A 25,659-nucleotide genomic window follows, 5' to 3' on the forward strand; every position below is an offset into this window, starting at 1 on the left:
TCATGGTGCATGCAACCCGAGAGCAGACGGAGGCCCTCAAAGCCGACACCGCGAAGATCCTGGATGGTCAGGGACTGCGGCTGTCGGAGGCGAAGACGCACATCACCCACGTGGACAGCGGTTTCGACTTTCTCGGCCTCCGCATCCAGCGTCGGCCGCGTGAAGGCAAGCCCGCCTGCGCCTACACCTTCTGTCGGAGGCTAACTTCGAGGCCACGAAACGCAAGGTCCAGGTCACCCGATATCGCTATCGCGGGTCGAACATCCCCACGCCGTGGGATGCGGCAACTGCATCGGCGTAACTCGCCCATCCGTACACCTGTGGAGAGCCCGGTGCCGGGACGACCGGCACGCTGGGTTCGGGGAGCGGGTTGGGGAAACGGACCGTCTGAGAAGGCGGCACCGCGCCCCGGTCCGACTCCATTCCACCGGCGCTCCTACGGGTTCCGCCCGATGCGCCGGGCTCATGACGCGATCGCCAAGACCCGTCTACTCACGTCCAAGAGCTACGAATGGATCGTGGAAGGCGACATCACGGCGTGCTTCGACGAGATCGACCACACGGCCCTGATGGACCGGGTGCGCGATCGGATCGCGGACAGACGCGTCCTGGCCCTGGTCAAGGCGTTGCTCAAAGCTGGCATCCTCGGTGAGGACGGCCAGCCGCGAGCCACCGACACCGGCACCCCGCGGGGATCGATCCTTTCGCCGCTGCTGAGCAACGTGGCCTTGTCGGTCCTGGACGAGCACTTCGCCCGGATCCCCAGCGGTCCCGCCGACGCGACGGCGGTTGGCAGGTCCTGGGACTTACGCCGGTGATCCTCTCGGGTGGCGTCGGACGAAGTCCCAGACGATGGCGCTGGCGTCCGGGCCGGCGCCATCGGTGAAGAGGCCGTCACCGGCAGGGCCTGGCCAGACGTGCCCCATACTGCGGACGAGGTACGACTCGACGACAGACGTGCCGTCGGGCGTGCTGATGGTGGTGCGCGTGTACGCATGCCTGCCCGGTTCCGCAGGCACCGTCGCCGTCTCTTCGACAAGGTCCAAACTCTCGTTTAGCAGACCGTCGTCAATGAGGTCACTTACCGCGATCCAGTGCTCGACGAGGCGAGTTGCGACGATTGGTGGGACGACGTCATCCTCCTCGCCCTGGATGACGAGCAGCGGCACCTGCCGCGCCCGGTCGCCCATCTGGGACCACGCCTGACGTGCGGTGTAGTCCGGCGGTGTGGCACCGGGGTCGTCCGGGTCCACCTGGTTCAGCCCATACTCGCCACCGGCGACCGACGTCGCGGTCGCGAAGACGTCGGGGTAGGTCGCCGCGAGGATGACGGCGGTCCCCGCCCCGGAGGACGCGCCGGCGACGTGCACGTGGTCCGGATCCGCGTTGTACTCTTCGACCACCTGCCGAGCCACGCCTGCGAGCAGCGCGGGTTCTCCGTCGTAGCGGTGCTGCTCCCGCGGATCAGCCGAGTTCCAGCAGTTGACCGCGTTCCGGAACAGGCGTTGCGTGGGATAGACCACGATGAAGCCCTCGCGGTCGGCCAAATTGTTAAACTGCGTCGTGAACTTCATCGAGTTCCACCCGTACCCGGACATCCCGCACCCGTGAATCGCCATGATCACCGGCAACCGGGTGGTGCCGTCGTACTGTGGCGGTAGGTGGACCTGGTAACGCTGGGAGCCGACGTCGCTTTCGTACTTGTGATTGCGATCTCCCTCCCCCATCCACCATGGCAGGCCGAACTGGAAGACCGCGACACCGACACCGACACCGACCGCGAGCACCAGCGCGACGCAGGAGGCGATCCAGGGCCATCGCCGCCGCCGAAGCCGGTCGGACCGCAGCTGATCGGACTCGAGCGCCTGGTCCAGTGCGGGCATTTCGTGCTCCTTTCGCCAACCGGTGCTCACCTGTTGGTAGTGGCCATGCCGGCAGCACTGGCTGCGACGATCGCCGCCGCGGTGCGCGTCACCGCGATGGCGACCGCCTCGGGTCCCCAATGGCCGCAGGCGATCTCGCTGGCCCGGGTCACCGTCGTCGACGTCCAGGGCAACGGGGGCCGCAGCGAGGGCATGGCGCCGCTGGCGAAGAGCAGCCCGATGATCGCAGCGGTGCGGGGATCGGGAGCTTCGCCGGCCTCCAGGATCCGACGGATCCGCGCTCGCAGCCGCGCCTCGTGCTCCCCGTCGGCCGCGGGCCACCTGGTGGAGCGGAACACGCGCAGCACCCGCGTCTCCTCACGCCGCAGGAGGCCGCGGGCCACGAGCCGGTCGACCACCACCTGCCACAGGTCGGCGCCGAGCGTGACGAGCAACGGCTGCACCCGCTGCGTCTTCTCGGCGATGGTGTCGTAGGCCGACTGCAGCAGCGGGTCGGGCAGCGGACCCTCACCAGCCGGGGTGACCCGCGGGCCGTTCAACCCCCCGGAGTCGTCAGTCTGAATCCGATTGAGCAGCGCGAGCTCGGTGAGCACCGCGCCCCCAAGCGTGTAGTACAGGGTGCCCGCCGACTGGATCGACGCGCCGTCGTCGTCCATTAGGAGCAGCATAAGGTCGTCGACGATGAGTAGGTCGTTACGTGCCGACATCGGCTTTCGCCCATAGGTGTTCCTTCCCTGTCCTCTTTGCGCGTTGTCACTCGCCCGTGCGCTCAGCCGAGAAAGGTGCGCAGGACGGCGTTTACCTCCTCGGCGTGGGTCCAGAGCAGCCCGTGTGGGGCGCCTTCGATCTCGACGTACTCGGCGTCGGGAAGTGCCCGGCGGAACCGCCGGGCGGTGGCGTCGATGGGGAGGATGTTGTCGGCGGTGCCGTGCAGGATCAGGGCCGGTTTGCCACTGGCACGAACCGCCTCGACGTCTTCGCGGAAGTCCTCGATCCAGGAGGACACGACGGCGTAAGCCGCCACCGGCGCGCTGGAGACGGCTACGTTCCAACTACCGGTGACGGTCTCCTGGCTGATCCGGCTGCCGAGGTTCTCGTCGAGGTTGTAGAAGTCCGAGAAGAACTGCATGTACCAGGCGTATCGGTCACCTTTCGCCGCAGCCTCGATCCCGTCAAACACCTTCTGCGGCAAGCCCTCTGGGTTGTCGTCACGGGCGACCAGGAACGGTTCGAGCGAGGCGAGGAACGCCAGCTTCGTCACCCGCTGGTGGCCGTACCGCGAGACGTAGCGGGCCAGCTCACCGGTGCCCATCGAGAAGCCGACCAGGACGACGTCGCGCAGGTCCAGCGTCTCCAACACGGTGTTTAGGTCAGCGGCGAACGTGTCGTAGTCGTAGCCGGAACCAACCTTCGAGGAGCTCCCGAAGCCGCGTCGGTCGTAGGTGATCACCCGGTACCCGGCAGCAAGCAGCTCGCGCGTCTGAAGCTCCCAACTGTGGCCGTTGAGCGGATATCCGTGGATGAGGACAACCGGCTGGCCTGCGCCCTGATCCTCGTAGTACAGCTCGATCGGGGTGCTGTTCTCTTTCCCGACGGTGATGAGACCCATCGTCGTTTCCCTTCTGTCGTCGGATACTTCGTGGTGGCGTCCGCGCTGGAGGTGTTGTTGTGGTGCGGCGCTTGTCCACGGGGCTCCCAGCGGACCATCCGCGCGGCCAACACGATCGCCACCGCCGCCCAGGCCGAGGTCGGAGCCAGTAGGAGCACGGAGTCGGCGAGTGAAACTCCGCTGTTCCAGGCGGGTGCTCGGCCGTGCCCGCTGACGACGTCCGCTGGCCCTCGATGACCTCGAGCATCGAGGTCTTGCCCGCCCTGTTGGTACGGAGGAGGGCGTAGAACTCCCCGCTCGATCTGGAACGCGAGTTTTCTGACGGCGTGGAATTCGCCGTACCTGATGCTCAGCTCGTCGATTTCGATGACGGGTCTGGCTGACATCGCGATTCCTTTCGTCTTGACACCAGGCTCCCGCTACCGTCGACGCCTTCGCGTCGGTACAAGCCCCTTAGCTGTCACCGTCCGAGCAGGCCGCACTCAAGTGCGTGTACATGGCGTTGATGAGCCTGGACCCGACCGGCAACGGCCGCCGCAGGTGGACCATCCCGCACCGACCACAGCATTACCGTCGACTCGGCATAAGGCGTGGCGACGGTCGGGGTGAACGGCAGTACATGGGCTGCGCCGGTCGGGTCTTCAACGGCATCAACACAGTGCACCTGGCCTATGTGCGGGAACGGACCGGCCACGCCCTGATCGCCGCGCGGCAGTGGATCCCCACCGAGCAGATCACCGACCCGGCCACCGCCGCGCGGACGGGGCTGACCCCAGGGCTGGAGTTCCGCACGAAGGGCCAACTCGCGATCGACCTGTGCACCCACGCGTACGCCGACGAGCTGACCTTCGACGTGATCTGCGGTGACGAGGTGTACGGCAACTGCACCGAGCCGCGGGGGTTCCTCGAATCCCGTGGACAGGCGTACGTGCTGCGGGTCGCCTCGACCTTCATGATCCAGATGCCGTCCGGTGACCGGCTGACCAGCGCGCAAGCCGTCACGGAACTGGCGGCGGGGTCCGGCCGCGGCTGGCATGTCCGCTCGGCCGACGCCGGGTCGAAGGGACATCGCTGGTACGCGTGGGCGTGGATCGCCACCGCCTCACCCCGGCACCACCTCCTCGTGCGCCGTCACCTGGCCACCGGGGAACTGGCGATGCACTACTGCCACGTGCCCGAGAGCAGCCGGCGGTCGTGTCGCGGCTGGTCCGCGCCGCCGGCCTGCGGTGGCCGGTCGAGAAATGCTTCGAGTTGGGCAAGGACCACCTCGGCCTGGACCAGTGCCAGGCCCGCACCCTCCACCACCCACAACCACCCGACCACGCCATCGACTGGTTCACCTGGCGACGACGCCACCAGACCCGCACCTGCTGGCACCACCAACTCGCCCGCCTCAACCGCGAATACGCCCTGGTCAACTAGCAACTGGCGGGCTGCCGTAGTAGCCCCTGATGCCTTCGCCGGTCGTCACCGTGCGCGAGGTCGATGGTCGCTGCCCGCGGCGTACCGGGACCAACAACGGCGTCGGCGGACGTGCCGGCCACGGTTGAGACCCCACACTGGCGGCTGCGGTACGCATCGGTGATAATCGCCTACGTTCTAAGTTGGTTGTACGGGTGCCGACGGACTCAGGTGAGAACGAACTGGCGAACCTTCTGGGCCGGCGCGCAGACCGCGTCGCCGTCGAACACCTACTCGCCCAGGCACAGGCCGGACGCAGCGGGGCGCTCGTGGTGCGCGGGGAAGCGGGCATCGGAAAGACCGCGATCCTGGAGCACGCCCGCGATACCGCATCTCCGTCGGGGTTCCGGGTCGAACACTCGGTCGGAGCGGAGTCCGAGAACCAGTTCGCGTTCGCCGGTCTGCACCAGCTGTGCGCGCCGCTGCTGGACCACGCGGATGCGCTGCCCGAGCCGCAGCAGGCTGCCCTCGGCGTAGCGTTCGGCTTACGCGCCGGAGCGGCACCGGACCGATTCCTGGTCGGGCTGGCCACCCTCAACCTGCTGGCCGAGATCGCCGAGGAACAGCCGCTGCTGTGCCTCGTCGACGACGCTCAATGGCTGGACGAGGCCTCCGCGCAGATCCTGGCGTTCGTGGCACGCCGAGTCGCCGCCGAACGAATCGCCTTACTCTTCGCGCTGCGCGATGTCGGCGACAGCGCTGTCACCACGTTCGCCGAGCTGCCGGAGCTACGGCTGGACGGCCTCAACGACACCGACGCCGGAGCGCTGCTGGCCTCCGCCGTCCACGCACCGCTCGACGCTGGAGTACGCGACCGGATCATCGCCGAGGCACGCGGCAACCCGCTGGCGCTGCTGGAGCTGCCCCGCAGTACCCGTCCCACACAGCTGGCCGGCGGGTTCGAGCTGCCCGACACCCTCAGCGTTCCGCACCGCGTCGAGGACGCATTCCGGCGCCGCAGCGGCAGCTTGCCCCCCGACACCCAGCTGCTACTGCTGGTCGCCGCCACCGAGCCAACCGGCGACGTGGCGCTGCTGTGGCGCGCCGCCGCCGAGCTAGGCATCGCCCTCGAAGCGGTCGAGGCAGCCGAAGCCGTCGGGCTACTCGAGATCGATATCCGGGTGCGGTTCTGTCATCCGTTGGCGCGTTCGGCGGTCTACCGGGCCGCCACGCCACCCGACCACCGCCGCGCCCACGGCGCTCTGGCCGCCGCCACCGACCCGCAGACCGACCCGGACCGGCGCGCCTGGCACCGCGCACAATCGATCTTGGGCACCGACGAGGACGCCGCTGCCGAACTTGAGCAATCAGCCGACCGGGCGCGGGCCCGCGGTGGGCTGGCCGCCGCAGCCGCGTTCCTGCAGCACGCGGCAACCCTCACTCCCGATCACGCCACCCGAGCCCGGCGGGCGCTGGAAGCCGCCCGCGCCAAGCACGAAGCCGGCGCCTCCGAAAGCGCGCTGGAACTGCTCACGACGGCGCCACTCGGGCCGCTGGCTCCCCTGCAACGCGCGCATCTCGACCTGCTGCGAGCCCAGATCGTGTTCCACCTGAACCGCGGCACCGAGGTGCCGGACATGCTGATGGATGCTGCCAAGGCGTTCGCCCCGTTGGACGCCGCGTTGTCCCGCGAGACCTACCTACATGCGCTGGACGCGGCGATCATCAATGGCGGGGGCGACGCGGTACGCATCGCCGAAGCGGCCCTGGCCGCCCCGGCGCCCGAGGTGCCGCCGCGACCGGTAGACCTACTCCTCGACGGGCTCGCGACGACCCTGACAAGGGGACATCCGGCAGGAGCGCCCCGGCTGCAGCTCGCACTGGCAGCGTTCCGCGACTGCCCGCAGGCGGAATCTGTGCAGTCCAGCCAGAGCGACCGTTGGCTGTGGCTGGCCGGCCGCAACGCCGTGACGGTCCTCGACGACGAGCTGCTCTATGTGCTGGCCAGCCGCAACGTCCAGCTCGCTCGTGAGGCCGGCGCGCTGGCGACGCTCCCCGCCGCACTGAACTTCCTGTCCATCACGTTGGTCCTGATGGGCGATCTCGCCCACGCTGACGAGCTGGCGGCCGAGGCCACAGTGATCACACAGGCGACCGGGGGCGTGCCGTTGCGCCATGGTCGCGTCATTCTCAACGCCTGGCGTGGCGACCAGGCCGAGACCACCGCGCTCAACGCCATCATAGCCAGCGATGGCACCTACCCCGACGAGGGCGTGGAGGTCTCCCTCGCCCGGTACGCGATGGCGGTGCTCCACAACGGCTTAGGCAACTATTCGGTCGCGCAGGAAGCTGCGGCGAGGGCGTGCAGGTCCGACGAACAGTCGATCAGCAGCGCGGGCCTACCCGAGCTCATCGAGGCTTCTGTCCGTGCCGGCGAACCGGAACGAGCGGCGCTCGCACTGGAGCAGCTCAGTTCACGCGCGGATGCGTACGGCACCTCATGGGCGCTCGGCCTGGCCGCGCGCTCACGAGCGCTGGCCAGCACCGGGCCCGATGCCGAGAAGAACTACCGCGAGGCGATCGAACGGCTCGAAAAGTCCCGGATGGCCAGCGACACGGCTCGTGCTCACCTCGTCTACGGCGAGTGGCTGCGCCGCGAAGGCCGCCGCCAGGACGCGCGCAAGAGACTCCGCACCGCCCACCAACTGCTGTCGGAGATGGGTGTGGAAGCGTTCGCCGAGCGAGCGGCCCGCGAGCTACGCGCCACCGGTGAGCACCCGCGCAAACGCACCACCCAGCCGGCCCACGCCCTCACCACCCACGAGCTGCACATCGCCCGATTGGTCGCCACCGGGGCCACCTCCCGGGAGATTGGCGCACAGTTGTTCCTGAGCCCTCGCACGATCGAAGCCCACCTGCGCAGCATCTTCCGTAAGCTCGGGATCACCTCCCGCCGGCAGCTCAAGGAACTACCGCTGCGCTGACCAGCCGCGCACACCACGGCCAGAAGACCTGGGAAGGCCGGGCAGCCAGGCGTCGGTGCTCGATCCACCAGCTGCGTTCGGCTGCTTTGACAGCGTCCGCCGGGCTAATACGCCGCGCCAGCACGGTGCGACCGATCGGGGCCTCCGCACCTTCCACCGACGCGAACCGTCGCCACGGATGCGAGGCTGGCGATACGCCGATGACCGACGGCGGTTCGGATCGCAAGACCTCATCCCGACATGACCTGGAAACCTGCGACACCATGCCGCACAACCGATTTGGCCGCCGAGTCGCCCTCAGGCCGAACCAGGAGCCAGGGTCGGGTCGCCCGGAGGGATCTCACCTCCGGGCTCCCACGGAACGGAGCGTGACAGTCTCCCGTCACTCCGCTCGTACCACCCTGGCCATCATCAGAGGGTTACGGACCCAGGCCCAGTGCGCGAAGTAGCGCGGGTGTTGCGCGATGATGCGTTCCCACACGACTCGGGCCTTGCGTCGGGGTCGTAGCCGCCGGTACTTCTTGCGGATCCAACGCACCAGGTAGGAGTTGATGCGCGCCAGGAGAGTGTTGAGCTCGGAGCGGTAGAACCGCCCGTAGTAGCTCATCCACCCGCGTACGACGGGGTTGATCATCTCGGCGAGTTCGGCCCAGCTGAGGTCCAACCGGCGGTGGATCTGCCATCGCCGGACGGTACGGCTGAGTCTTTTGAGAGCGTCCTTGCTGACCGCCGGGAGGAACGCGGTGAACACGTCCCCTCGACGATCTTTGGCCCCGCGAGGACGGAACGTGTACCCGAGGAACGTGAACGAGGTGTCCGGATGGGCGCCTCGCCGGTTGGTGTCCTTGCAGTACACGATCCTGGTCTTGTCCGGGTGCAGGCGCAGCCCGACCTCGACCATCCTGTCCTCGATCGCCTGGCGCACCAGGTACGCCTGGCGTTCGCTGGCGCAGTGCACCACCGCGTCGTCGGCGTAGCGTTCGAACGGCACGGACGGGAACGTCCGGGCCATCCAGGTGTCGAACGCGTAGTGCAGGAACAGGTTCGCCAGCACGGGTGAGACCGCGGACCCTTGCGGGGTTCCCCGGTCTCGGGGTTGCAGGCTACCGTCGGGCTGCTGCATCGGGGCGATGAGCCACCGTTTGACGTACAGCAGTACCCACGGCAGGTCGGTGTTCGCCTCCACCGCTTTGATCATGAGGTCGTGGTCGACGCTGTCGAAGAACGCCTGGACGTCCAGATCGACGACCCAGTCGTAGCGCCAGCACCGTTGCCGGCATGCCGCTACCGCGTCCAGCGCCGACCGTCGCGGCCGGTAGCCGTAGGAGTCGGGGTGGAAGATCGGTTCGACCTTCTCCTCGATCCTGCGGGCCACCACGGTCTGCGCCACCCGGTCACCCACAGTGGGCACACCGAGTGTTCTGACCCCACCCTGCGGTTTCGGTATCCGCACCGCTTTCACCGGAGGCGGGAAGTAACTGCCCGAGGACATCCGATTCCAGATCTTGTACAGATTTCCTTTCAGATCCTTCTCGAACTCCCCCAAGCTGACGTCGTCGACTCCGGGTGCTCCCTTGTTCGCCTTGACTCTTTCGTACGCTTCCCAGACTTCCCACTTTGAAATCTCTAACGGTTTCTCTGACAATGTCAGCTCGCTCCTCACAGTTCCTCCCAGACCGTTATGCGTTCTGGTTGACCAGACGAACCAACTGCGGATGGCCCGGCCCCTTCGCTCCACCCCGATTACCAGGGCTTCGTCACTACTACGGGCCGGTCCGCCAGCGCGTCTCGCATCGGTACTCACACCTCGCGGGCACATCCCGCTCGGCTACTCCCTCTCGCCCGGCTACCCGGGGCGGTATCGAGACACGCCTTCCCACGTTCCATGCAGAAGCCGCAGACCAGGCTCATGCCGCCTCCATGCCGAGCACCGCCTGGCCAGTCATCGGGCACCCGCCAGACTCATCCCGCAGCCAACAGCAAGGACCACGGTTCTGATGCCACCTAAAACGTAACGACACGTCAACAGCGGTTCGGTTTCACTCATCTTCCCGGTCCCTACCTGACACCTCTCACGGCGCCTTTTCCACATCGCTCACCACGACGGTCTTCAGCCAACGCAGCATGTGGTGGTTTGAAGCCTCCTCCCGAAAGGCGACTCCGAAGGGCCAAACCTTCATCTCCTGCACAGCATCGATTCCTGACATCGCTCCTACATCGCGATCACCATTCCTCGTTCGTGGCACACGCTATTGCGTAGTCGGATTACTGCTGGTCACGGCGTCGATGAGGTCTGTGGAGCGTCGGTTCGCGCGTCGGGTGGCGCGGGCGATGTTGGGTTCGCCGTTGGCACGGTGGTAGCCAACCGCGGTGTTACGGAGTGTGGCGAAGACGGCGGGACCGTTGCCGGTCCGGGCTCGATGGGCATCCTCACGTAACGTCACGTCGCGGACGTAGTGCAGGCGGTTCTCGATATGCCACTCCGCTCGCGCCCAGGCGCCGAGGTCGGCGGGTTGGGCTGCTCCGGCGGGAAGGGACACGGTCAGATACGCCGTTTCGCGGCTGGTCCTGCCCTTGACCGTGCGGGTCCGGGTGATCCGAACGGCCTGCTGGGCGTGGGGGAAGCCGAGCCCGCCGGGGGTCGCCACGGTGACGGCCTTGACGGTGCGGGTCTCCGTGCGGCCGTGTCCGGTCTCGCGGGTCCGCGCTCCGACCGGGACCTGCGCCCAGGGCAGCGTCTTGAGCTGGGCGAATGTGGTCGGCTGGTTGGCTTTTACCGTGACCATCAGATGTCCGCCGGCGGCGGCCAGGTACTCGGCGTGTCCGGTCTGGGCTTGCAGGGCGTCCGCGACGACCAGGACGTCGGTCAGCGATCCCAGCTGGGCGGCGACCAGGCGTAGCAGGGGCGTGAACGCGGGGATCTCGTTCGATTTCGTGGCGATCTGGACCTGGGCGAGCACGATGCCGGTGCTGGTGTCGTAGGCCGACAGCAGATGGACCTGACGTCCGTCGGGGAGCCGGGCACCGCGTACGACCTTGCCGTCGACGGCGATGACGATGCGCCACCGCCGTCCGGTCCCGCCGTCCGGTGTGGTGCGTGCCCGCAGCCAGCGGGCCAGTACCGCCGACAGCGTTTGCGCGTCGATGCGGATCAACAGTCGCCACACCGTGGTCGCGGCGGGGACCCGGTCGGTGAACCCGAGCCTCGCCCACGCGGCGCGGTCGAGGTCGCGTACCCAGTCGGCGATCGCGGCGAACGTGCACGCCCCGGCCAGCACCGCGCACACCGCGACCGCGAGCACGCTGACCAGGGGGTAGCGGCGGCCACGCGGGTCACGCGGATCGGGAACCGCCCTCAACGCGACGAACAGACTGAGCTGCTCGCTGTCAGTGACCGCTACCGGGAGAGGCGTATCGGTGGGTCGGTGCGGCAGCAGAATCTCGGTGGGTGATGATGGCATCGGCGGGTGCGGTCTTCCTCGGGATCATGCGGCTTCGCAACTTCATGATCACCAACGGGCCGTGCCCGTCCTGCATAGACCCCCGGATTCCTCCCAAACTCCCAGCTCAGCCAGCCCTCAACCGACTACGCAACGGCCCTGAACCAGGAGCGGACGACCATGCCTACCATCAACCATACGATCGACATCGCCGCGCCTGCGGATCCTGTGTGGACGATTCTCACCGAGACCGCTGTTACCCGGAATGGAACCCGTTCATCACGAAGCTTGACGGCAGCCTGACCCGTGGCTCTCATGTGGCGGTCACTATCGCTCTTCCCGGGGCTAAGCCGCGCCGCTTCACTCCCACCGTCACCACCGCCGAGCCCGAGCGGCAGCTCGCGTGGCTCGGCCGTGTGCTCATCCCGGGGATCTTCGACGGCGCGCACTCCTTCGACATCGAACCGCTCACTCCCAAATCGACCCGGTTCACCCAGTCCGAACGCTTCTCTGGATTGTTCGTGATGATGCTGCCCGGCTTGTTGCGCTCGGCCGAGTCAGGCTTCGCTACGATGAACACGGCTCTCGCCGCGCGGGCAGAGGCATGACGGCCGTGTGCGCAGCCCGGCGTCTGGGTGACTCCCGGCAGTGGCTCGCCGACCGCGACGAGCCCGCCGGGTCGGTATGTGAAATGAGCCCCGCCCGGTTCAGCTGCTCCCTGACTGACAGGTAGTCCATCGAATCAGGACGATCCGAGGCCACGGTCAGGCGGTGAGCTCGTTTGTACCAGGAACGCCACGCGAGGCGCTCAGGCCTGTTGCAGCAGCCGGGGGTGGTTAGGTTTTCCCTGAGCCGATATGCCGCCCACTCCCGCCTACAGAGTGTCAGATCATCGGGTTACCGCTGACGGTCGCCTCAGGGGAGGTGAGGTCCTGAATGACATCCCAATGTTCGACGATACGTCCGTTATCGAGCCGGAAGATGTCAACGATGACGACCGGATTCGGCGCCCACCCATGGACGACGCTGTGGGTGAACACGAGGTCACCCTGCGCGGCGATCCGCTTCGGCTCCCATGAGAAGCCCTCCAGGCCCGGCACCACAGCGCGTAGCGTGCCCAGACCATTGGCCAACTGAGGACTGTGCTGGACGTAGGGCTCAGACCAGTACCGGTCGAGCGCCGTGATGTCCTTCTCAACGAAGAGTTCCCGCATGGCGGTCAGTACGATTTCGGTGTTGCGTTGAGCCTGGCCAGTCGCTGTGTTCGCGGCCATGGTCATGCCTCCTCGATAGTCCCGACGAAGTTGTAGAGAGTGCCGCCGACAGTCACATTGGAATACAGCGTCGCGTTGGCGAAGCCCTCGACGTGGGTGACGGTGGCGCCGCTGGCCTCCGTCCACGAATTCAAGTAGACGCCGTCGCGAATCTCCCGCAGGTCGAGCTTCACGGTCTCCGCGTGACCATCGGGCGCAAGCCCGCCACCGCTCTCGACGACGAAGCTTCCCTGTGTCTGCGAATCAAAGGTGAACCGGACCGTCAGTTCACCCAGGTTGAACCGGTAGCTTCTGCCGATAACCTGCTCAGTCATAACATCCTTTCATCTTCAGCCGGTCGGTGTGCACTCTGCAGACCACCTGCTCGCTCCTTGGCTCATGCTGGGAATCGACCGACCGGGTGTCGGGTCATCCAAGCGGGGTCTGACCGCAAGGCCCGGTGTGATCGCAGTACGGCTGCAGGCGGCTCTGCCCGCAGCCACATAGGACGGCCCTGATCTCAGCGCTCGCACCTCGCGATGTGGCCACACTCAACTCACCGCGCACGATCAACTGTCCGGTGGAGTCGCGTGACCCACGTGGGCCGATCAGGGGCCTCCGCCCCGCCGGATACGAGTTCGTACCGCAACGCTCCGGAGGGACAGCGTCGGAGCCCTTCGGCCAAGCGCTCGGCCTCGGCACCGTCGGGCCGGCTCCACGGGCGCTGACCCGGATCAAAGACCTCCGGCAAGCCGCGAACCCACTCGGCAGCGTGCAGGCAACGCCTGGCCTCAAAGGTCACGGTGATCGACTGACCCTCGTACGCCTTCTTCGCGGTTCCGCTGCTCATGTCGCCTCTCCATCGTTGCCGCGCCCTGCTGTTCAGTCGGTGACTCTGCTGCGGGACTGGTACACCAGGTCCTGGTACTCGGGGTGCCGCGCGATCCACCCCGCGAAGAACGGGCAGGTGGCCAGGACCAGCAGGCCTGCGGCGCGGGCCTCGTCGAGGCCGGCGCGGGCAAGGGCCGTCCCCACTCCCCTGCCCTCGTACTCCGGCGGGACCTCGGTGTGCACGAACGCGATGAGTTCCTTGGTCCGGATGTACTGCGCGATACCCGCAACCTTGGACTCTCCCTCGACCCGAGCCTCGTACTGCTTGGCTTCGGGGACATCCTTCACATTAACTACCATGTGTCCTCCATCAGCTCTCATCTCTGATACGGGCGGACCGGCGCGGCGGCCAGGTCAGAGGTCGCTTCCGCCGTCTCCGGCGAGCATCTGTCTCCCAGAGGCGTCATACGGCTCGACCGCCGGCCGTACCACCGGTTGCCGCCAGTCGTGTTCGCAGGGGTAACGCGGCGGTCGTGCGATCACCTTGGTGGTCTTCACCGAGCAGAGGTTCGGTGCCAACGAAACGGGTCGTCCTCCAGGGCGGAGCGGTCCCAGCCCCCGAGGTCTGCGGCGGCCACGTAGGTGCTGCGGAGGAACTCAGCGACCGCGCGGTCCGGATTCGGTGCGGCGCGGGCAGCCTCGTACGGCAGCAGGAACTGCTGGAACTCAGCGCTGAAGTACGCGCCGTCGGGTCCGATCGGCTGCTCGGCGAACCCGTCGGGTGCGGGATAGGCGTACGAGTAGAAGGCGCCTTCCTCACCGCCGCCGGGCCAGAACCCGCAGCTGGACAGCTCGCGGGAGTAGCCCTCGACCATGACCCAGTCTCCGCAGTTCGGCACTCCGCCGGGGTGCGGCGGGGCCGACCGGCCGGAGAAGCGGGTGCAGGCGAGGTCCATCCCGCCCCAGAAGAAGTGCACCGGGCTGACCTTGCCCACGAAATGCGACCGGAACTCGCCGATCACCCGGTTCGCCTGCAACAGCTGCCGCCAGAACAGGGCGGCGGCCTCACCGTCGTAGGAGGCGTGGTGGTGGTCCTCGGCGAACGGGATCGCCGGGTCGACCTCGTTGGGATGCGGCCGGATCGGCGCCTCGATCCCGAGTTCGTCGAGCATGGCCATGACCCGCGAGTAGAACTCGGCGACCGGCATCGGCCGGAGCGGAAGACTCCGCACGCCGCCGTCGCTGGTGCGCACGTCGAGCCGATGGCCGATGAAGTCGAACTCGATCTCAAAGGCTCCCGTGCCGTACGGGATGGCGGACGTCGTCAACCCGCGTGGGCTCACGTACAGGGTCACCTGCCACCAGTGATTGACCAACGGAGCGTGCGCCATGCGGATCTTGCCCACGATCTGGGTCCACATGTGCAGGGTGTCACGCGTGTCGGTCCAGTCCGAGACCCGCAGGCTCGGCCAGCTCGTCGTTGCCGAAATGGTCATCGCTACTCACATCCTTGGCGCTGTCACGAGAGGTGACGGTCGTCGGGTCAGCGGTACTCGGGATTGGCCGTGTCCGGATAGACTCCTGCGTCCCAGACAGTGCGTTGGTTGCCGTAGGCCGGGAACCCGCCGGCACGACGGATCATCGACGCGAGGTGGAGCAGGTTGTAGGTCATGAACGCGGTATTGCGGTTGGTGAAGTCGTTCTCCGGCCCGCCAGAACCCGCGTCGAGGTAGGACGGGCCGGGACCGACCTCGCCGAGCCAACCCGCATCGGCCTGCGGCGGGATGGTGAAGCCGATGTGCTGCAAGCTGTAGAGGATATTCATGGCGCAGTGCTTCAGGCCGTCCTCGTTGCCGGTGAGCAGGCAGCCACCGACCCGCCCGTAGTAGGCGTACTGACCCTGCTCGTTGAGTACACCGGAGTAGCCGTAGAGCCGCTCGATCACCCGGCGGGTCACCGAACTGTTGTCGCCGAGCCAGATCGGACCGGCGATGACCAGGATGTCGGCTGCCAGCACCCGGGTCAGCAACGCGGGCCATTCGTCGGTGTCCCACCCGTACTCGGTCATGTCCGGTCGCACGCCGGTGGCGATGTCGTGGTCGACGGCGCGAATCTGGTCCACGCTGACCCCGTTCGCCGCCATGATCGCCACACTGCGGTCGATCAACCCCTGGGTGTGGCTCCGGCCGGGGGAACGGTTGAGGGTGCAGTTGATATACATCGCATGCAGCCCGGTAAAGTCGGGCTTCTCGATGATCCTCGCGGTCATGATGTCCTTCCTGGTCGCAATTGAGCAATGACATCGATGACCGCGAGCCGGACCCCGTCGCCAGGGTCGGGGTCCGGGATCATCATCTCCGGATCTACGAGATAGACTTCGTGACCGTTCAGGCGGAGCCGACGCGCGACTTCCAGGAGCATTCGTCGGGACACGTCGTCGATAGAGTGCACCAGGGAGACGTCGAGGACCACTCGGGGCTCCGAAGGCGCGCTCTCCACGACCTCGCGCACGATCCGTTCTGCTCCCGCAAAGTGGATTCCGCCCTGCAGCCGGAGAACCCGGGTCGCGTCCGCTCCGTCACCCCGTACCCGATTGGAACGCACGACCGCGCGCGCCGCAGGCGGGACCTCCATCACATGCAGTCCCATGTCTGCCGAGAACCGCTCGAACAGCGACACTCCGCGAACACTGTTGCCGTGCCTGTCCAGTCGTGGCGAGAAAGTGGCTATGCCGAGCTGACCGGGGAGTGCACCGATCAGTCCCCCGGCCACACCGCTCTTCGCTGGAATGCCGACCTGCGTGGCCCAGTCGCCGGCGGCGTCGTACATCCCGCAGGTGGCCATGACGCTCAGGACCTGACGCACCACCGCCCCGTCCACCACCTGCTCGTCCGACAGGGGATTCACCCCGCGGTTGGCCAGCGTCGCCGCCATCATCGCCAGATCCCGGGTGGTCACGAGGACCGAGCACTGACGGATGTAGCCATCGACGACGGCCCTGGGGTCCTCGGTGAGGATGCCGTGGCTGCGGAGCATGTACGCGATGGCAAGGTTGCGGTGCGCGTTCTCCATCTCGGATGCGCACACCGTCTCGTCGACTGTCAGCTGACGGCCAGCGAACGCCGAAAGCCCCTGGACGACGCGGTCGACCCGCTCGACGGGCGTCACGTTTTCCGGACCGGTAAGTGAGTGAGCGGTGATCGCGCCGGCGTTGATCATCGGATTACGAGGGCGCCCCGTGTCGTTCTCCAAGGAGATCTCGTTGAACGCCTCCCCGGATGGCTCGACCCCGACCTTGGCGAGCACTCGATCAAAGCCGCGATCGGAGAGCGCCATCGCGTACACGAAAGGCTTCGAGATCGACTGGATCGTGAACGCGACGTCAGGGTCGCCGGCACCATGGACCGTGCCGTCGACCGTGGCGAAGACCGCTGCCAGACGCTCAGGATCAGCCGCCGCGAGCTCGGGGATGTACCCCGCCGGCTCCCCGGAGGTGTCCGATTCGACATCTGCGAGTACGTCAGTCAGATAGTCGGGAACGACTGACCGCATCTGTCCTCCTCAGGTTCTCGCGGAAGCTGTTTGCAGGGCCGCGCCCGAACGGCCCGGCAGGCTGTGGTGAGGGTTCGCAGCTCGGCGGCCTCGACATTCGCTCCGAACGCAGCAGTCCCGGGCTCGACGCGGGCACCGGCCGAGAGGGAGCCGATCGCCACGGCGTCGAATCCGAACGCGTTGATGAGTTGTGACACCACAGCCACGTCCTCGGGAGAGTCTCCGGCGACCGCGATCGCCTTGCGCCCGGACCGCCCTGCGGGACGAGCCTCCTCTTCGAGGTCGTGATAGCCCATGTGGTTCAGCGCCTTGACGACCCGCGCGCCCGGCAGGAACCGCTGCACGGCATCGCTCGATGACACGCCGGGCGGGACGATCGTGTCGCGGAGGCCGTCAGACTCCCACCAGTGGTTCATCGCATCCACGACGAGCTTCCCCTTCAATTCGTCTACCGGGAGGTTGCGGTGCCTGCTGAATGGGAGTGCGAGGATCACCACGTCCGCGGTCGCCGCGACCTCGGTCGGCCACCCGGCAGTGGCGCCGGGTGTCAGCACCTCGGTGGTCAGTGCGATCCTCTCAGGATCTCCGGAGCCGGCTATGAGGACGCGATAGCCGGCGGCGACGGCCAGACGGGCCAGGACGGTGCCGACCTTCCCGGCACCCAGAATACCGACGGTTGTGACACGAGAAGTCATCGTGCAACCCGCGCCGTGGCTGCGGACTGCTCAGCCAGAAGCTCACGCACCCGCGGAATGACCTGCGTGCCGTACAGCTCGACCGACCGCATCCGCGCCGCGGCGGAGACTGTCCCCGCGGCGGAGTAGATCATGTCGAAACGGCCCACGTCCAACATCCGGACCGCGCGGGCGATCTTCGCCGCGACGGTCTCGACCGACCCGACGTACAGCGAGCCGTGCGCCACGTCGGCATCGAACTCCCGCCGCTGGAGCGGCGGCCAACCGCGCAACGTGCCGATCCGATCGCGGATCTCCCGGTATCCGGGGTAGAACAGCTCCTTGGCCTCCTCGTCGGTCGCGGCGACGAAGCCAGGCGAGTGCACCCCGACCGGCGCAGCGGTCGTGCCGAGCTGCTGGTGCGCCCGTCGATACAGGTCCACGTACGCAGCAAAGCGATCGGGTACGCCACCGATGATGGCGAGCATGAGCCGGAATCCGTAGCGCGCGGTGCGGAGCACCGACTGCGGCGTACCGCCCACTCCCACCCAGGTGCTCAGACGTCCCGATTCCGTCTTCGGATAGACGTCCGCGTTCTGCAGGGCGGCGCGAGTGGTGCCTTCCCAGGTCACCGGCTTCTCGTCCAGCAGTCGGTGAAACAGGTCGATCTTCTCCTCGAACAGCACCTCGTAGTCCTTCAGGTCGTACCCAAACAACGGGAACGACTCGGTGAACGACCCTCGCCCGAGGATCACCTCGGCGCGACCGCTGGATAGCGCATCGATCGTGGCGAAGCGCTGGAACACCCGCACCGGATCATCCGAGGACAGCACCGTCACTCCCGACGCGAGCCGGATCCGCTGCGTGGCGGTCGCGATGCCGGCGAGCACAGTCTCCGGACTGGAGATCGCGTACTCCGGCCGGTGGTGCTCGCCCAATGCGACCACGTCGATGCCGATCTGGTCGGCCAGGACGGCCTCGGCCACTGCCGCGCGGATCGCCTTCGCGTGCGAGACGATTTCCCCCCGGTCATCATGAGGGCGGTCACCGAAACTGTCGATACCGAACTCGATCTGCGATGCATCCACCGTGGGTGACTCCTTCAATGTCTCGGCTGCCTCCGACATCTGGTCCAGATGTGGTGATGCTCAGCGCGCAGGCGTTGCCGCCGAGCACCTAGGTGACGGCCACCGTTCGCCGGGCCGTGGGGCTTTCGCCGAAGTCGCGCACCGTGCCCGCCGACACCGTCCGACGACCCTCGATGACCTCGATCGTCGAGGTCTTGCCTGCCCCGTTGGTGCCGAGGAGGGCGTAGAGCTCCCAGAGCGCGACATGGGTCGAGATCTCCTCGACGGGGTCGAACTTGCCGTAGGTAACGCTCAATTGGGCGGCTTCGATGACTGGGCTGACGGGCATCGCGGCTCCCTCTCGTCTCGGCACAAGACTTCCGTCCTCGGCGGCGCCTTCGCGTCGGTATAAACGCCTTAGCCCTCACCTTCAGCGCACCGATTCGCAAGCGAGCTGGTCACGGGCGGTGCGAGCAAGCCGGCGTGGCAGCCGGGACGCGGGTTGACCAGTGATGGAAGCCGCGCGCTCGGGCCTGTCTCGACCTACGGCATCCGTTTCATCAACCGCTCCGCGTGGAGATCACGGGTGACAACTACCTACTCCGCCCCTGTCGGACCTCATCCCAACCTCGGGTGGAAGTGAAAGACAGACCACGCATGGGTCGGCGGCGCCGTCGTCGGCGTCCGGGTCGGGCGAGTGCTCCCCCAGGTACCGCGCCAGCTGCGCCGCCGCGAGGAGACAGTTGTACCGGGTCGTCTCCGGATAGTTCCCCGAACGCAGCGACCGGTCCCAGTCCCGCAGGGACCCGGCCCAGGTCCGGGACAGTCCTACGGTCAGCTTCTGAAGATCCAACAGTGCCATGGCAACCTGCCCGAGTTTTGTGGTCCAACAGCGGCACGCCAGACCGGGCATCCATGCCAAGCAATGAAAAGAGGGCTCCCGCAAGTCGCTGACCTGCGGAAACCCTCACGCTGTCGGGACGGCCGGATTCGAACCGACGACCCCTTGACCCCCAGTCAAGTGCGCTACCAAGCTGCGCCACGTCCCGCTCCAGCCGGCACAGCGCCGGCGGCAGCCGGTACAGCGTAGCGCACCGGTCGGCCAGGACACCGCGGCCCCCACCCGGGGAGATACGGCAGCCATACCGGCGACGGGCCTCAGCCGTGGGCCTTGCCCCGCCCGCCGGGACCCACCTGCTTGCGTGGGCGCACCGTGACCTCGATCGGGGTGCCTTCGAAGCCGAACTCCTCCCGCAGCTTGCGCTCGACGAACCGCTGGTAGCCGGCGTCGAGCGGGCCGGTGGTGAACAGCACGAACCGGGGCGGCGCCACGCCGGCCTGGGTGGCGAAGAGGATGCGCGGTGCGCGGCCGCCGCGTACCGGGTGCGGGGTGGCCTGCACCAGGGCGGTGATCCACTGGTTGAGCTGGCCGGTCGGGATCCGGGTCTCCCAGCTGGCCAGGGCGGTCCGCAGCGCCGGGGCGAGCCGCTCCACCGACCGGCCGGTCCGGGCGGAGATGTTCACCCGGATCGCCCACGGAATGCGCCGGAGGTCCCGCTCGATCTCCTTCTCCAGGTAGTAGCGTCGGTCGGCGTCGACCAGATCCCACTTGTTGAACGCGATCACCAAGGCCCGGCCGGCCTCGACGACCATCGACAGCACCCGCTGGTCCTGCTCGCTCAGGACTTCGCTGGCGTCGAGCAGGACGACCGCCACCTCGGCCGCTTCGATCGCGCCGGCGGTGCGCAGGCTGGCGTAGTACTCGGTGCCGCTGGCCCGGTTGGCGCGTTTGCGCAGCCCGGCGGTGTCGACGAACTGCCACGGTTCACCGCCGATCTCGACGATGCTGTCCACCGGGTCGACGGTGGTGCCCGCGACGGAGTCGACGACGGCCCGTTCCTCCCGGGCGAGCCGGTTGAGCAGGCTGGACTTGCCGACGTTCGGCCGGCCGACCAGGGCGACCCGGCGAGGGCCGCGCGGCCCACCCGGCTCGGTGACCGGCGGCGGATCAGGCAACGCGTCGAGGACCGCGTCGAGCAGGTCGCCGGACCCGCGACCGTGCAGCGCCGAGACCGGGTACGGCTCGCCCAGGCCGAGTGACCACAGGGCGGCCGACTCCAACTCGACGGACATGTTGTCGGCCTTGTTGGCGACCAGCAGGACCGGTTTGGCGCTGCGTCGCAGCATCTTGACCGCGGCCTCGTCGACATCGGTCGAGCCGACCGTGGCGTCGACGACGAACAGGATGACGTCCGCGGTGGCCACCGCGGCTTCGGCCTGGGCGGCGATCGCGGCGGCGCGGTCGCGGGCGTCCGGCTCCCAGCCGCCGGTGTCGACGACGACGAACTGCCGACCGGACCAGTTGGCGTCGTACGGCACCCGGTCCCGGGTCACGCCCGGGGTGTCCTCCACCACCGCCTGCCGGCGGCCGATGATCCGGTTGACCAGTGTGGACTTGCCGACGTTGGGGCGCCCGACGACGGCGACCACCGGGACCGGGGCGGCCGGCCCGGTCCGCTCGTCCGGGACTGCCTCGGCGCTCACCGGGTCGTCCGGGCTACGAGCAGCTCGCGGAGCTGGTCGACGACCTCGTCGATGCCCATCCCGGTGGTGTCCAGCTCGACCGCGTCGGCGGACTGCTGCAACGGGTCGGCGGCCCGGGTCGAGTCGAGCCGGTCGCGGCGGGCCAGCGCCGCGGCTGTCGCCGCTACGTCGGCGGCGGTCTCGGCGCTGCGCCGCATCGCCCTGGCCTCGGCCGACGCGGTGAGGTAGACCTTGAGGTCAGCATCGGGTGCGACGACGGAGCCGATGTCACGGCCCTCGACGACAATCGGGGACGGCTGATCGATCAACGCGCGCTGCTCGGCGACCAGCCGTTCACGTACCGCCGGCACGGCCGCCACCGCGGACACTGCGGAGGTGACCTCCTGGCTGCGGATCTCGACGTCCACCGCGACGCCATCCGCGCTGATGTGCGGTGCCGCCGGATCGGTGCCGACGGTCAAGGTGACGTCCGACGCGACCTTGACGACCCCGGGCGTGTCGTGCGGGTCGACGCCAGACCGGAGCACTGCCCAGGTGATTGCCCGGTACATCGCGCCGGTGTCCAGGTAGCGGGCGCCTGTCGCGGCGGCCAGTCGCCGGGAAACGGTGGATTTGCCGGATCCGGACGGACCATCCACCGCCACCACGAAGTGCCCGGTCCGTGCCTGCTCAGCCACCGTCGGTTTCCTCTCTTCCGTACCACCGGCCCCGGCAGTCCCGGGAGCATCCACGAGGGCACCTGCCGAGTGCCCGCTTTCCGGGTCCATCATGCCTGGTTAGTCGCTGACGGCCGAGAAGAGGGCGGCGACCTCCGCGTTGTTCAGCCGCCGGGTCCGCCCCGGCCGCAGGTCACCGAGCCGGATCGGCCCGATGGCGGTCCGCACCAGTCGCGAGACCGGGTGCCCCACCTCGTCGAACAGCCGACGCACGATGTGGTTGCGCCCCTCGTGCAGCACCACCTCGACCTGCGCGGTGCGACCCAGGGTGTCCAGCAGCGCATACTTGTCCACTTTGGCCGGCCCGTCGTCGAGATCGACACCGGCGAGCAGCCGGCGGCCGACCGCCCGGGGCACCGGGCCGGCAATCTCACACAGGTACGTCTTCGGCACCCCGTACGACGGATGCATCAGGCGGTGGGCCAGCGTGCCGTCGTTGGTCAGCAGCAACAGTCCCTCACTGTCCGCATCCAGTCGGCCGACGTGGTAGACCCGCTGGTCAACCCGGTCGAGCAGGTCCGACAACGCGGTACGACCCTTTTCGTCTGCCATGGTGGAAACCACGCCGCGGGGCTTGTTCATCGCCAGATAGGCGAGCCGGTGGTCGGCGACGACCCGTTCGCCGTCGACGTGGATGACCGCCGTACGCGGGTCGACCTTGTCGCCGAGTTGAGCGATGCGTCCGTCGACCGTCACCCGGCGTCGGAAGATCAGATCCTCGCAGGCCCGCCGCGAGCCGACTCCGGCGGTGGCGAGCACCTTCTGCAGACGCTGTACACCGCTGTCGTCATCGCTGGGCATCGGCAATCTCTTCCACGTCGTCGGGCAGGAACGGCGCGAGCGAGGGTAGCTCCTCGACGCTGTCCAACCCCAGTTTCTCCAGGAACAGCGTCGAGGTGCGGTAGAGGTAGGCGCCGGACTCCGGCTCGCTGCCGCACTCCTCGATCAGGCCACGGGACAACAGGGTACGGATCACCCCGTCGCAGTTGACACCCCGGATCGCGGAGACCCGGCCACGCGTCACCGGCTGCTTGTAGGCGACCACGGCGAGGGTCTCCAGCGCGGCCTGGGTCAGCCGTGCCGACTGCCCGTCGAGTACGAACCGCTCCACGTACGGCGCGTACTCCGGACGGGTGTAGAGCCGCCAGCCGCCAGCCACCCGACGCAGGTCGAAGCCGTGACCGGCCGCTGTGTAGCCGGCGGAGAGGTCGGCGAGGACTGCGGCGATCCGGTCGGTGGGCTGCTCCAGCACCTGGGCCAGGACCACCTCGGCGACGGGTTCGTCGACCACGAGCAGGATCGCTTCGAGCGCGGCGCGCAACTCGGCGTCGTCGAGCAGCGCCAGCGCCTCCGGTCGGACCGGCGACGGCCCGACCACCGGTGTCGGCCCGGCTGTAGGCGGCGGTTCAGCGGCTGGCACCGGCTCGGGCGCCGGCGGCGGCTCGGGCGCCGGCGGCGGCTCGGGGGCCGGCTCCGCCGCCGGGACCGGTTCAGGCTCGGGGGTCGGCGGCGGCTGCGGTTCGGGCGCGGTGGCATGTTCCGCTGGTACGGGGGCCCGCGCCCACGGTGGCACCCAGGCGGCCGCCTGCTCGGCGAGCGAGTCGGGCTGCTCGTCGGTGCTCACGGGGTCTCCTCCTGCACGGCGTCCGGCTGCACGGCCTTCAGCTGGGTGACCGGTGCCGCGGCGGCGTCCCGTTCCTCCGGGTGGCCGGCGTACTCGTCAATGGTGAGCTCCCCGCCGCCGTCGGCGCCTCCGGTCCAGCGTACGGTCAGATCCCCCAGGGCCTGCTCCTGGCTGAAGCCGACCAGACCCTCCCGGTAGAGCTCCAGCAGCGCGAGGAAGCGTGCGACGACCTCCAGGGTGGACTCGCAGTCCAGGCACAGCGTCTGGAACGTCGCGGTGCCCATCCGGCGCAGCCGGTCACGCAACAGAGTGGCGTGCTCCCGCACGCTCACCCGGATCTGGTGCACGTGGTCGATGGAGACGACCGGTGCGACGCGTGGCGTCATCGCCCTGATCGCGAGCTTCGCGAGCCGCTCCGGACCGATACCGAGCACCAGCTCGGGCAGCGCCTGCGCGTACCGCTCCTCCATGGTGACCGAGCGGGGATAGCGGCGGGCCCCAGCGGTCTCCAGCTCGGCGATGTGCGCCGCGGCCTCCTTGAACGCCTTGTACTGCAACAGCCGGGCGAACAGCAGGTCCCTGGCCTCCAGCAGAGCCAGGTCCTCTTCGTCCTCGACCTGGGCGGCGGGCAGCAGCCGGGCGGCCTTGAGGTCGAGCAGGGTCGCCGCGACGACCAGGAACTCACTGGCCTCGTCCAGGTCCCAGTCGTCGCCCATCGCCCGGATGTAGGCGATGAACTCGTCGGTGACCTGGTGCAACGCCACTTCGGTGACGTCCAGCTTGTGTTTACCGATGAGCTGCAGCAGCAGGTCGAACGGTCCGGTGAAGTTGTCCAGCCGGACGGTGAATCCGGTGCTCTCGCCGGGCAGGACCACCCCGGCGGCGTCGCCGGAGCCGGGTGCCGTCCCGGCAACCTGCCCAGCTGTCACGTCGACCGTCGGAGCGCTCACCCGTCGACCGTAGTCCACCTGCTCGACGAGCTGCACCGCAGGTTAGCGCTCCGCCTGGTGCGCGATGACCTCGCGGGCCAGCTGCCGGTAGTTGCGGGCGCCGGACGAGGCCGGGTCGAGACTGGTGATCGGTGCGCCGGCCACCGTCGACTCGGGGAACTTCACTGTCTTGGTGATGACCGTCTGGTAGACCTTGTCGCCGAACGCCTCGACCACCCGCTGCAGCACCTGCCGGCAGTGGGTGGTGCGGCTGTCGTACATCGTGGCGAGGATGCCTTCGAGCTCCAGGTCGAAGTTGAGCCGCTCGCGGACCTTGTCGATGGTGTCCAGCAGCAGCGCCACCCCACGCAGGCTGAAGAACTCGCATTCCAGGGGGATCAGCACACCGTGTGCCACGGTGAGCGCGTTGATCGCCAGCAGACCGAGCGAGGGCTGGCAGTCGATCAGAACGAAGTCGTACTCCTTGCGGATCGACTTGAGCACCCGGGCCAGGGCCATCTCCCGGGCAACCTCGTTGACCAGCTGGATCTCCGCGGCCGACAGGTCGATGTTGGCCGGCAGCAGGTGCAGACCGGCGACGTCGGTCTTGATCAGCACGTCCTCGGCAGTGACGTCGTCCTGCATCAGCAGGTTGTAGACCGACAGATCGAGGTTGTGCGGGTTGACCCCGAGCCCGACCGACAGCGCGCCCTGCGGGTCGAAGTCGACCAGCAGCACCCGGCGACCGTACTCGGCCAACGCGGCACCGAGGTTGATCGTCGTGGTGGTCTTGCCGACGCCGCCCTTCTGGTTGGCCATCGCGATGACCCGCGCCGGGCCGTGCCGGTCGGTCGGCATCGGCTCGGGGATCGGCTTGCGCATGGTGTAGGCGGTCGGATCGGCGGGACCGAGCTCCGCGCTCAGATCGAGCCCTGCCTGTTGTTCGCGGAGCGTCGAGGTCCACGCCTCGGCACGGTCACTGTTGCCCGCCATGTCCTGTGCGCCCCCTCCCGACGACTGCTCGGCGCCGGAGCCGACCGGCGTCTGCAGCGGCGTCGCCGCTGCGGGGCCTTCGCCTGCCGCCGTACGAAAGCCGCGCCGTTGCCCGACTGTACGCCACCCGGCCGGGGTGCGGCGGACACCGGTCCGGCG

25 protein-coding genes and 1 tRNA gene are annotated in these 25,659 nt (G+C 68.1%); 4 read left to right on the forward strand and 22 right to left on the reverse strand.

Annotation, left to right across the window (positions count from 1 at the left end; translation table 11 throughout):
• Window positions 1-278 precede the first annotated feature (278 nt).
• Window positions 279-818: a reverse transcriptase domain-containing protein gene (locus tag O7543_RS06510; RefSeq protein WP_281555568.1), complete on the forward strand. Its 540-nt coding sequence runs from the start codon at window positions 279-281 to the stop codon at window positions 816-818.
• On the opposite strand, the gene O7543_RS06515 is transcribed toward O7543_RS06510, so the two are convergent.
• From O7543_RS06515 to O7543_RS06525, 3 genes are all read right to left on the reverse strand, one after another.
• A complete protein-coding gene (locus O7543_RS06515) occupies window positions 807-1,883 on the reverse strand; it encodes a PHB depolymerase family esterase (protein WP_281554673.1) in 1,077 nt (358 codons plus the stop codon). The two genes, O7543_RS06510 and O7543_RS06515, sit on opposite strands and share 12 nt — an antisense overlap.
• Before the next feature lie 26 nt (window positions 1,884-1,909).
• Window positions 1,910-2,590 (reverse strand): GPP34 family phosphoprotein, encoded by a 681-nt coding sequence (locus O7543_RS06520; RefSeq protein ID WP_348650082.1) that lies wholly within the window; start codon window positions 2,588-2,590, stop codon window positions 1,910-1,912.
• Window positions 2,591-2,652: 62 nt separating this feature from the next.
• Window positions 2,653-3,492, reverse strand: a complete 840-nt coding sequence (locus tag O7543_RS06525) for an alpha/beta hydrolase (protein ID WP_281554672.1) — start codon at window positions 3,490-3,492, stop codon at window positions 2,653-2,655.
• A gap of 505 nt (window positions 3,493-3,997) precedes the next feature.
• On the opposite strand from O7543_RS06525, the gene O7543_RS06530 reads away from it, so the two are divergent.
• A complete protein-coding gene (locus tag O7543_RS06530; protein WP_281554671.1) occupies window positions 3,998-5,077 on the forward strand; it encodes a transposase in 1,080 nt (359 codons plus the stop codon).
• 31 nt (window positions 5,078-5,108) lie between these two features.
• The gene (locus O7543_RS06535; protein WP_281554670.1) at window positions 5,109-7,877 is read left to right on the forward strand and encodes a LuxR family transcriptional regulator; all 2,769 of its coding nucleotides are present in this window, start codon (window positions 5,109-5,111) and stop codon (window positions 7,875-7,877) included.
• A 382-nt stretch (window positions 7,878-8,259) separates the two neighbouring features.
• On the opposite strand, the gene ltrA is transcribed toward O7543_RS06535, so the two are convergent.
• Both ltrA and O7543_RS06545 read right to left on the reverse strand, forming a co-directional pair.
• Window positions 8,260-9,696 (reverse strand): group II intron reverse transcriptase/maturase, encoded by a 1,437-nt coding sequence (gene ltrA, locus O7543_RS06540; RefSeq protein ID WP_281551635.1) that lies wholly within the window; start codon window positions 9,694-9,696, stop codon window positions 8,260-8,262.
• Between the two features lie 430 nt (window positions 9,697-10,126).
• Window positions 10,127-11,338, reverse strand: coding sequence for an ISAs1 family transposase (locus O7543_RS06545; RefSeq protein ID WP_281554669.1), 1,212 nt, complete (start codon window positions 11,336-11,338; stop codon window positions 10,127-10,129).
• 209 nt (window positions 11,339-11,547) lie between these two features.
• On the opposite strand from O7543_RS06545, the gene O7543_RS06550 reads away from it, so the two are divergent.
• Window positions 11,548-11,925 carry an SRPBCC domain-containing protein gene (locus tag O7543_RS06550; RefSeq protein ID WP_281554668.1) on the forward strand — a complete coding sequence of 126 codons (378 nt, stop codon included), beginning with the start codon at window positions 11,548-11,550 and terminating at the stop codon, window positions 11,923-11,925.
• Between the two features lie 276 nt (window positions 11,926-12,201).
• On the opposite strand, the gene O7543_RS06555 is transcribed toward O7543_RS06550, so the two are convergent.
• The 17 genes from O7543_RS06555 to O7543_RS06635 all read right to left on the reverse strand — a co-directional run bounded on the left by O7543_RS06555 (window position 12,202) and on the right by O7543_RS06635 (window position 25,500).
• Window positions 12,202-12,591, reverse strand: a complete 390-nt coding sequence (locus O7543_RS06555) for a nuclear transport factor 2 family protein (protein ID WP_281554667.1) — start codon at window positions 12,589-12,591, stop codon at window positions 12,202-12,204.
• 2 nt (window positions 12,592-12,593) lie between these two features.
• Window positions 12,594-12,905 carry a hypothetical protein gene (locus O7543_RS06560; RefSeq protein ID WP_281554666.1) on the reverse strand — a complete coding sequence of 104 codons (312 nt, stop codon included), beginning with the start codon at window positions 12,903-12,905 and terminating at the stop codon, window positions 12,594-12,596.
• Between the two features lie 221 nt (window positions 12,906-13,126).
• Window positions 13,127-13,420, reverse strand: a complete 294-nt coding sequence (locus O7543_RS06565; protein WP_281554665.1) for a (4Fe-4S)-binding protein — start codon at window positions 13,418-13,420, stop codon at window positions 13,127-13,129.
• Between the two features lie 32 nt (window positions 13,421-13,452).
• The gene (locus O7543_RS06570) at window positions 13,453-13,749 is read right to left on the reverse strand and encodes a GNAT family N-acetyltransferase (protein WP_281554664.1); all 297 of its coding nucleotides are present in this window, start codon (window positions 13,747-13,749) and stop codon (window positions 13,453-13,455) included.
• Between the two features lie 206 nt (window positions 13,750-13,955).
• Complete coding sequence (locus tag O7543_RS06575) at window positions 13,956-14,897, reverse strand: DUF5996 family protein (protein ID WP_281554663.1); 942 nt, start codon at window positions 14,895-14,897, stop codon at window positions 13,956-13,958.
• Window positions 14,898-14,944: 47 nt separating this feature from the next.
• A complete protein-coding gene (locus O7543_RS06580; RefSeq protein ID WP_281554662.1) occupies window positions 14,945-15,670 on the reverse strand; it encodes a flavodoxin family protein in 726 nt (241 codons plus the stop codon).
• Window positions 15,667-16,953 (reverse strand): glutaminase, encoded by a 1,287-nt coding sequence (locus tag O7543_RS06585; protein WP_281554661.1) that lies wholly within the window; start codon window positions 16,951-16,953, stop codon window positions 15,667-15,669. The genes O7543_RS06580 and O7543_RS06585 overlap by 4 nt, the downstream gene beginning before the upstream one ends.
• Window positions 16,926-17,648 (reverse strand): NADPH-dependent F420 reductase, encoded by a 723-nt coding sequence (locus O7543_RS06590; protein WP_281554660.1) that lies wholly within the window; start codon window positions 17,646-17,648, stop codon window positions 16,926-16,928. Before O7543_RS06590 ends, O7543_RS06585 begins: the two co-directional genes overlap by 28 nt.
• Window positions 17,645-18,754 (reverse strand): LLM class flavin-dependent oxidoreductase, encoded by a 1,110-nt coding sequence (locus tag O7543_RS06595; RefSeq protein ID WP_281554659.1) that lies wholly within the window; start codon window positions 18,752-18,754, stop codon window positions 17,645-17,647. The genes O7543_RS06590 and O7543_RS06595 overlap by 4 nt, the downstream gene beginning before the upstream one ends.
• Window positions 18,755-18,803: 49 nt before the next feature.
• Complete coding sequence (locus O7543_RS06600; RefSeq protein WP_281554658.1) at window positions 18,804-19,043, reverse strand: ATP-binding cassette domain-containing protein; 240 nt, start codon at window positions 19,041-19,043, stop codon at window positions 18,804-18,806.
• 626 nt (window positions 19,044-19,669) lie between these two features.
• A tRNA-Pro gene (locus O7543_RS06605) sits at window positions 19,670-19,743 on the reverse strand.
• A gap of 109 nt (window positions 19,744-19,852) precedes the next feature.
• Window positions 19,853-21,238 carry a ribosome biogenesis GTPase Der gene (der, locus tag O7543_RS06610; protein ID WP_281554657.1) on the reverse strand — a complete coding sequence of 462 codons (1,386 nt, stop codon included), beginning with the start codon at window positions 21,236-21,238 and terminating at the stop codon, window positions 19,853-19,855.
• A complete protein-coding gene (gene cmk, locus O7543_RS06615) occupies window positions 21,235-21,915 on the reverse strand; it encodes a (d)CMP kinase (RefSeq protein WP_281554656.1) in 681 nt (226 codons plus the stop codon). Before cmk ends, der begins: the two co-directional genes overlap by 4 nt.
• Window positions 21,916-22,014: 99 nt before the next feature.
• On the reverse strand, window positions 22,015-22,755 hold the full coding sequence (locus tag O7543_RS06620; protein ID WP_281554655.1) for a pseudouridine synthase: 741 nt from the start codon (window positions 22,753-22,755) through the stop codon (window positions 22,015-22,017).
• Complete coding sequence (scpB, locus tag O7543_RS06625) at window positions 22,742-23,578, reverse strand: SMC-Scp complex subunit ScpB (RefSeq protein ID WP_281554654.1); 837 nt, start codon at window positions 23,576-23,578, stop codon at window positions 22,742-22,744. Before scpB ends, O7543_RS06620 begins: the two co-directional genes overlap by 14 nt.
• Window positions 23,575-24,453, reverse strand: coding sequence for a ScpA family protein (locus tag O7543_RS06630; RefSeq protein ID WP_281555566.1), 879 nt, complete (start codon window positions 24,451-24,453; stop codon window positions 23,575-23,577). Before O7543_RS06630 ends, scpB begins: the two co-directional genes overlap by 4 nt.
• Window positions 24,454-24,570: 117 nt before the next feature.
• Window positions 24,571-25,500: an AAA family ATPase gene (locus O7543_RS06635; RefSeq protein WP_281554653.1), complete on the reverse strand. Its 930-nt coding sequence runs from the start codon at window positions 25,498-25,500 to the stop codon at window positions 24,571-24,573.
• Window positions 25,501-25,659: the final 159 nt, after the last annotated feature.

Origin of the sequence: Solwaraspora sp. WMMA2080 (assembly GCF_027497395.1) — a bacterium.
GTDB lineage: Bacteria > Actinomycetota > Actinomycetes > Mycobacteriales > Micromonosporaceae > Micromonospora_E.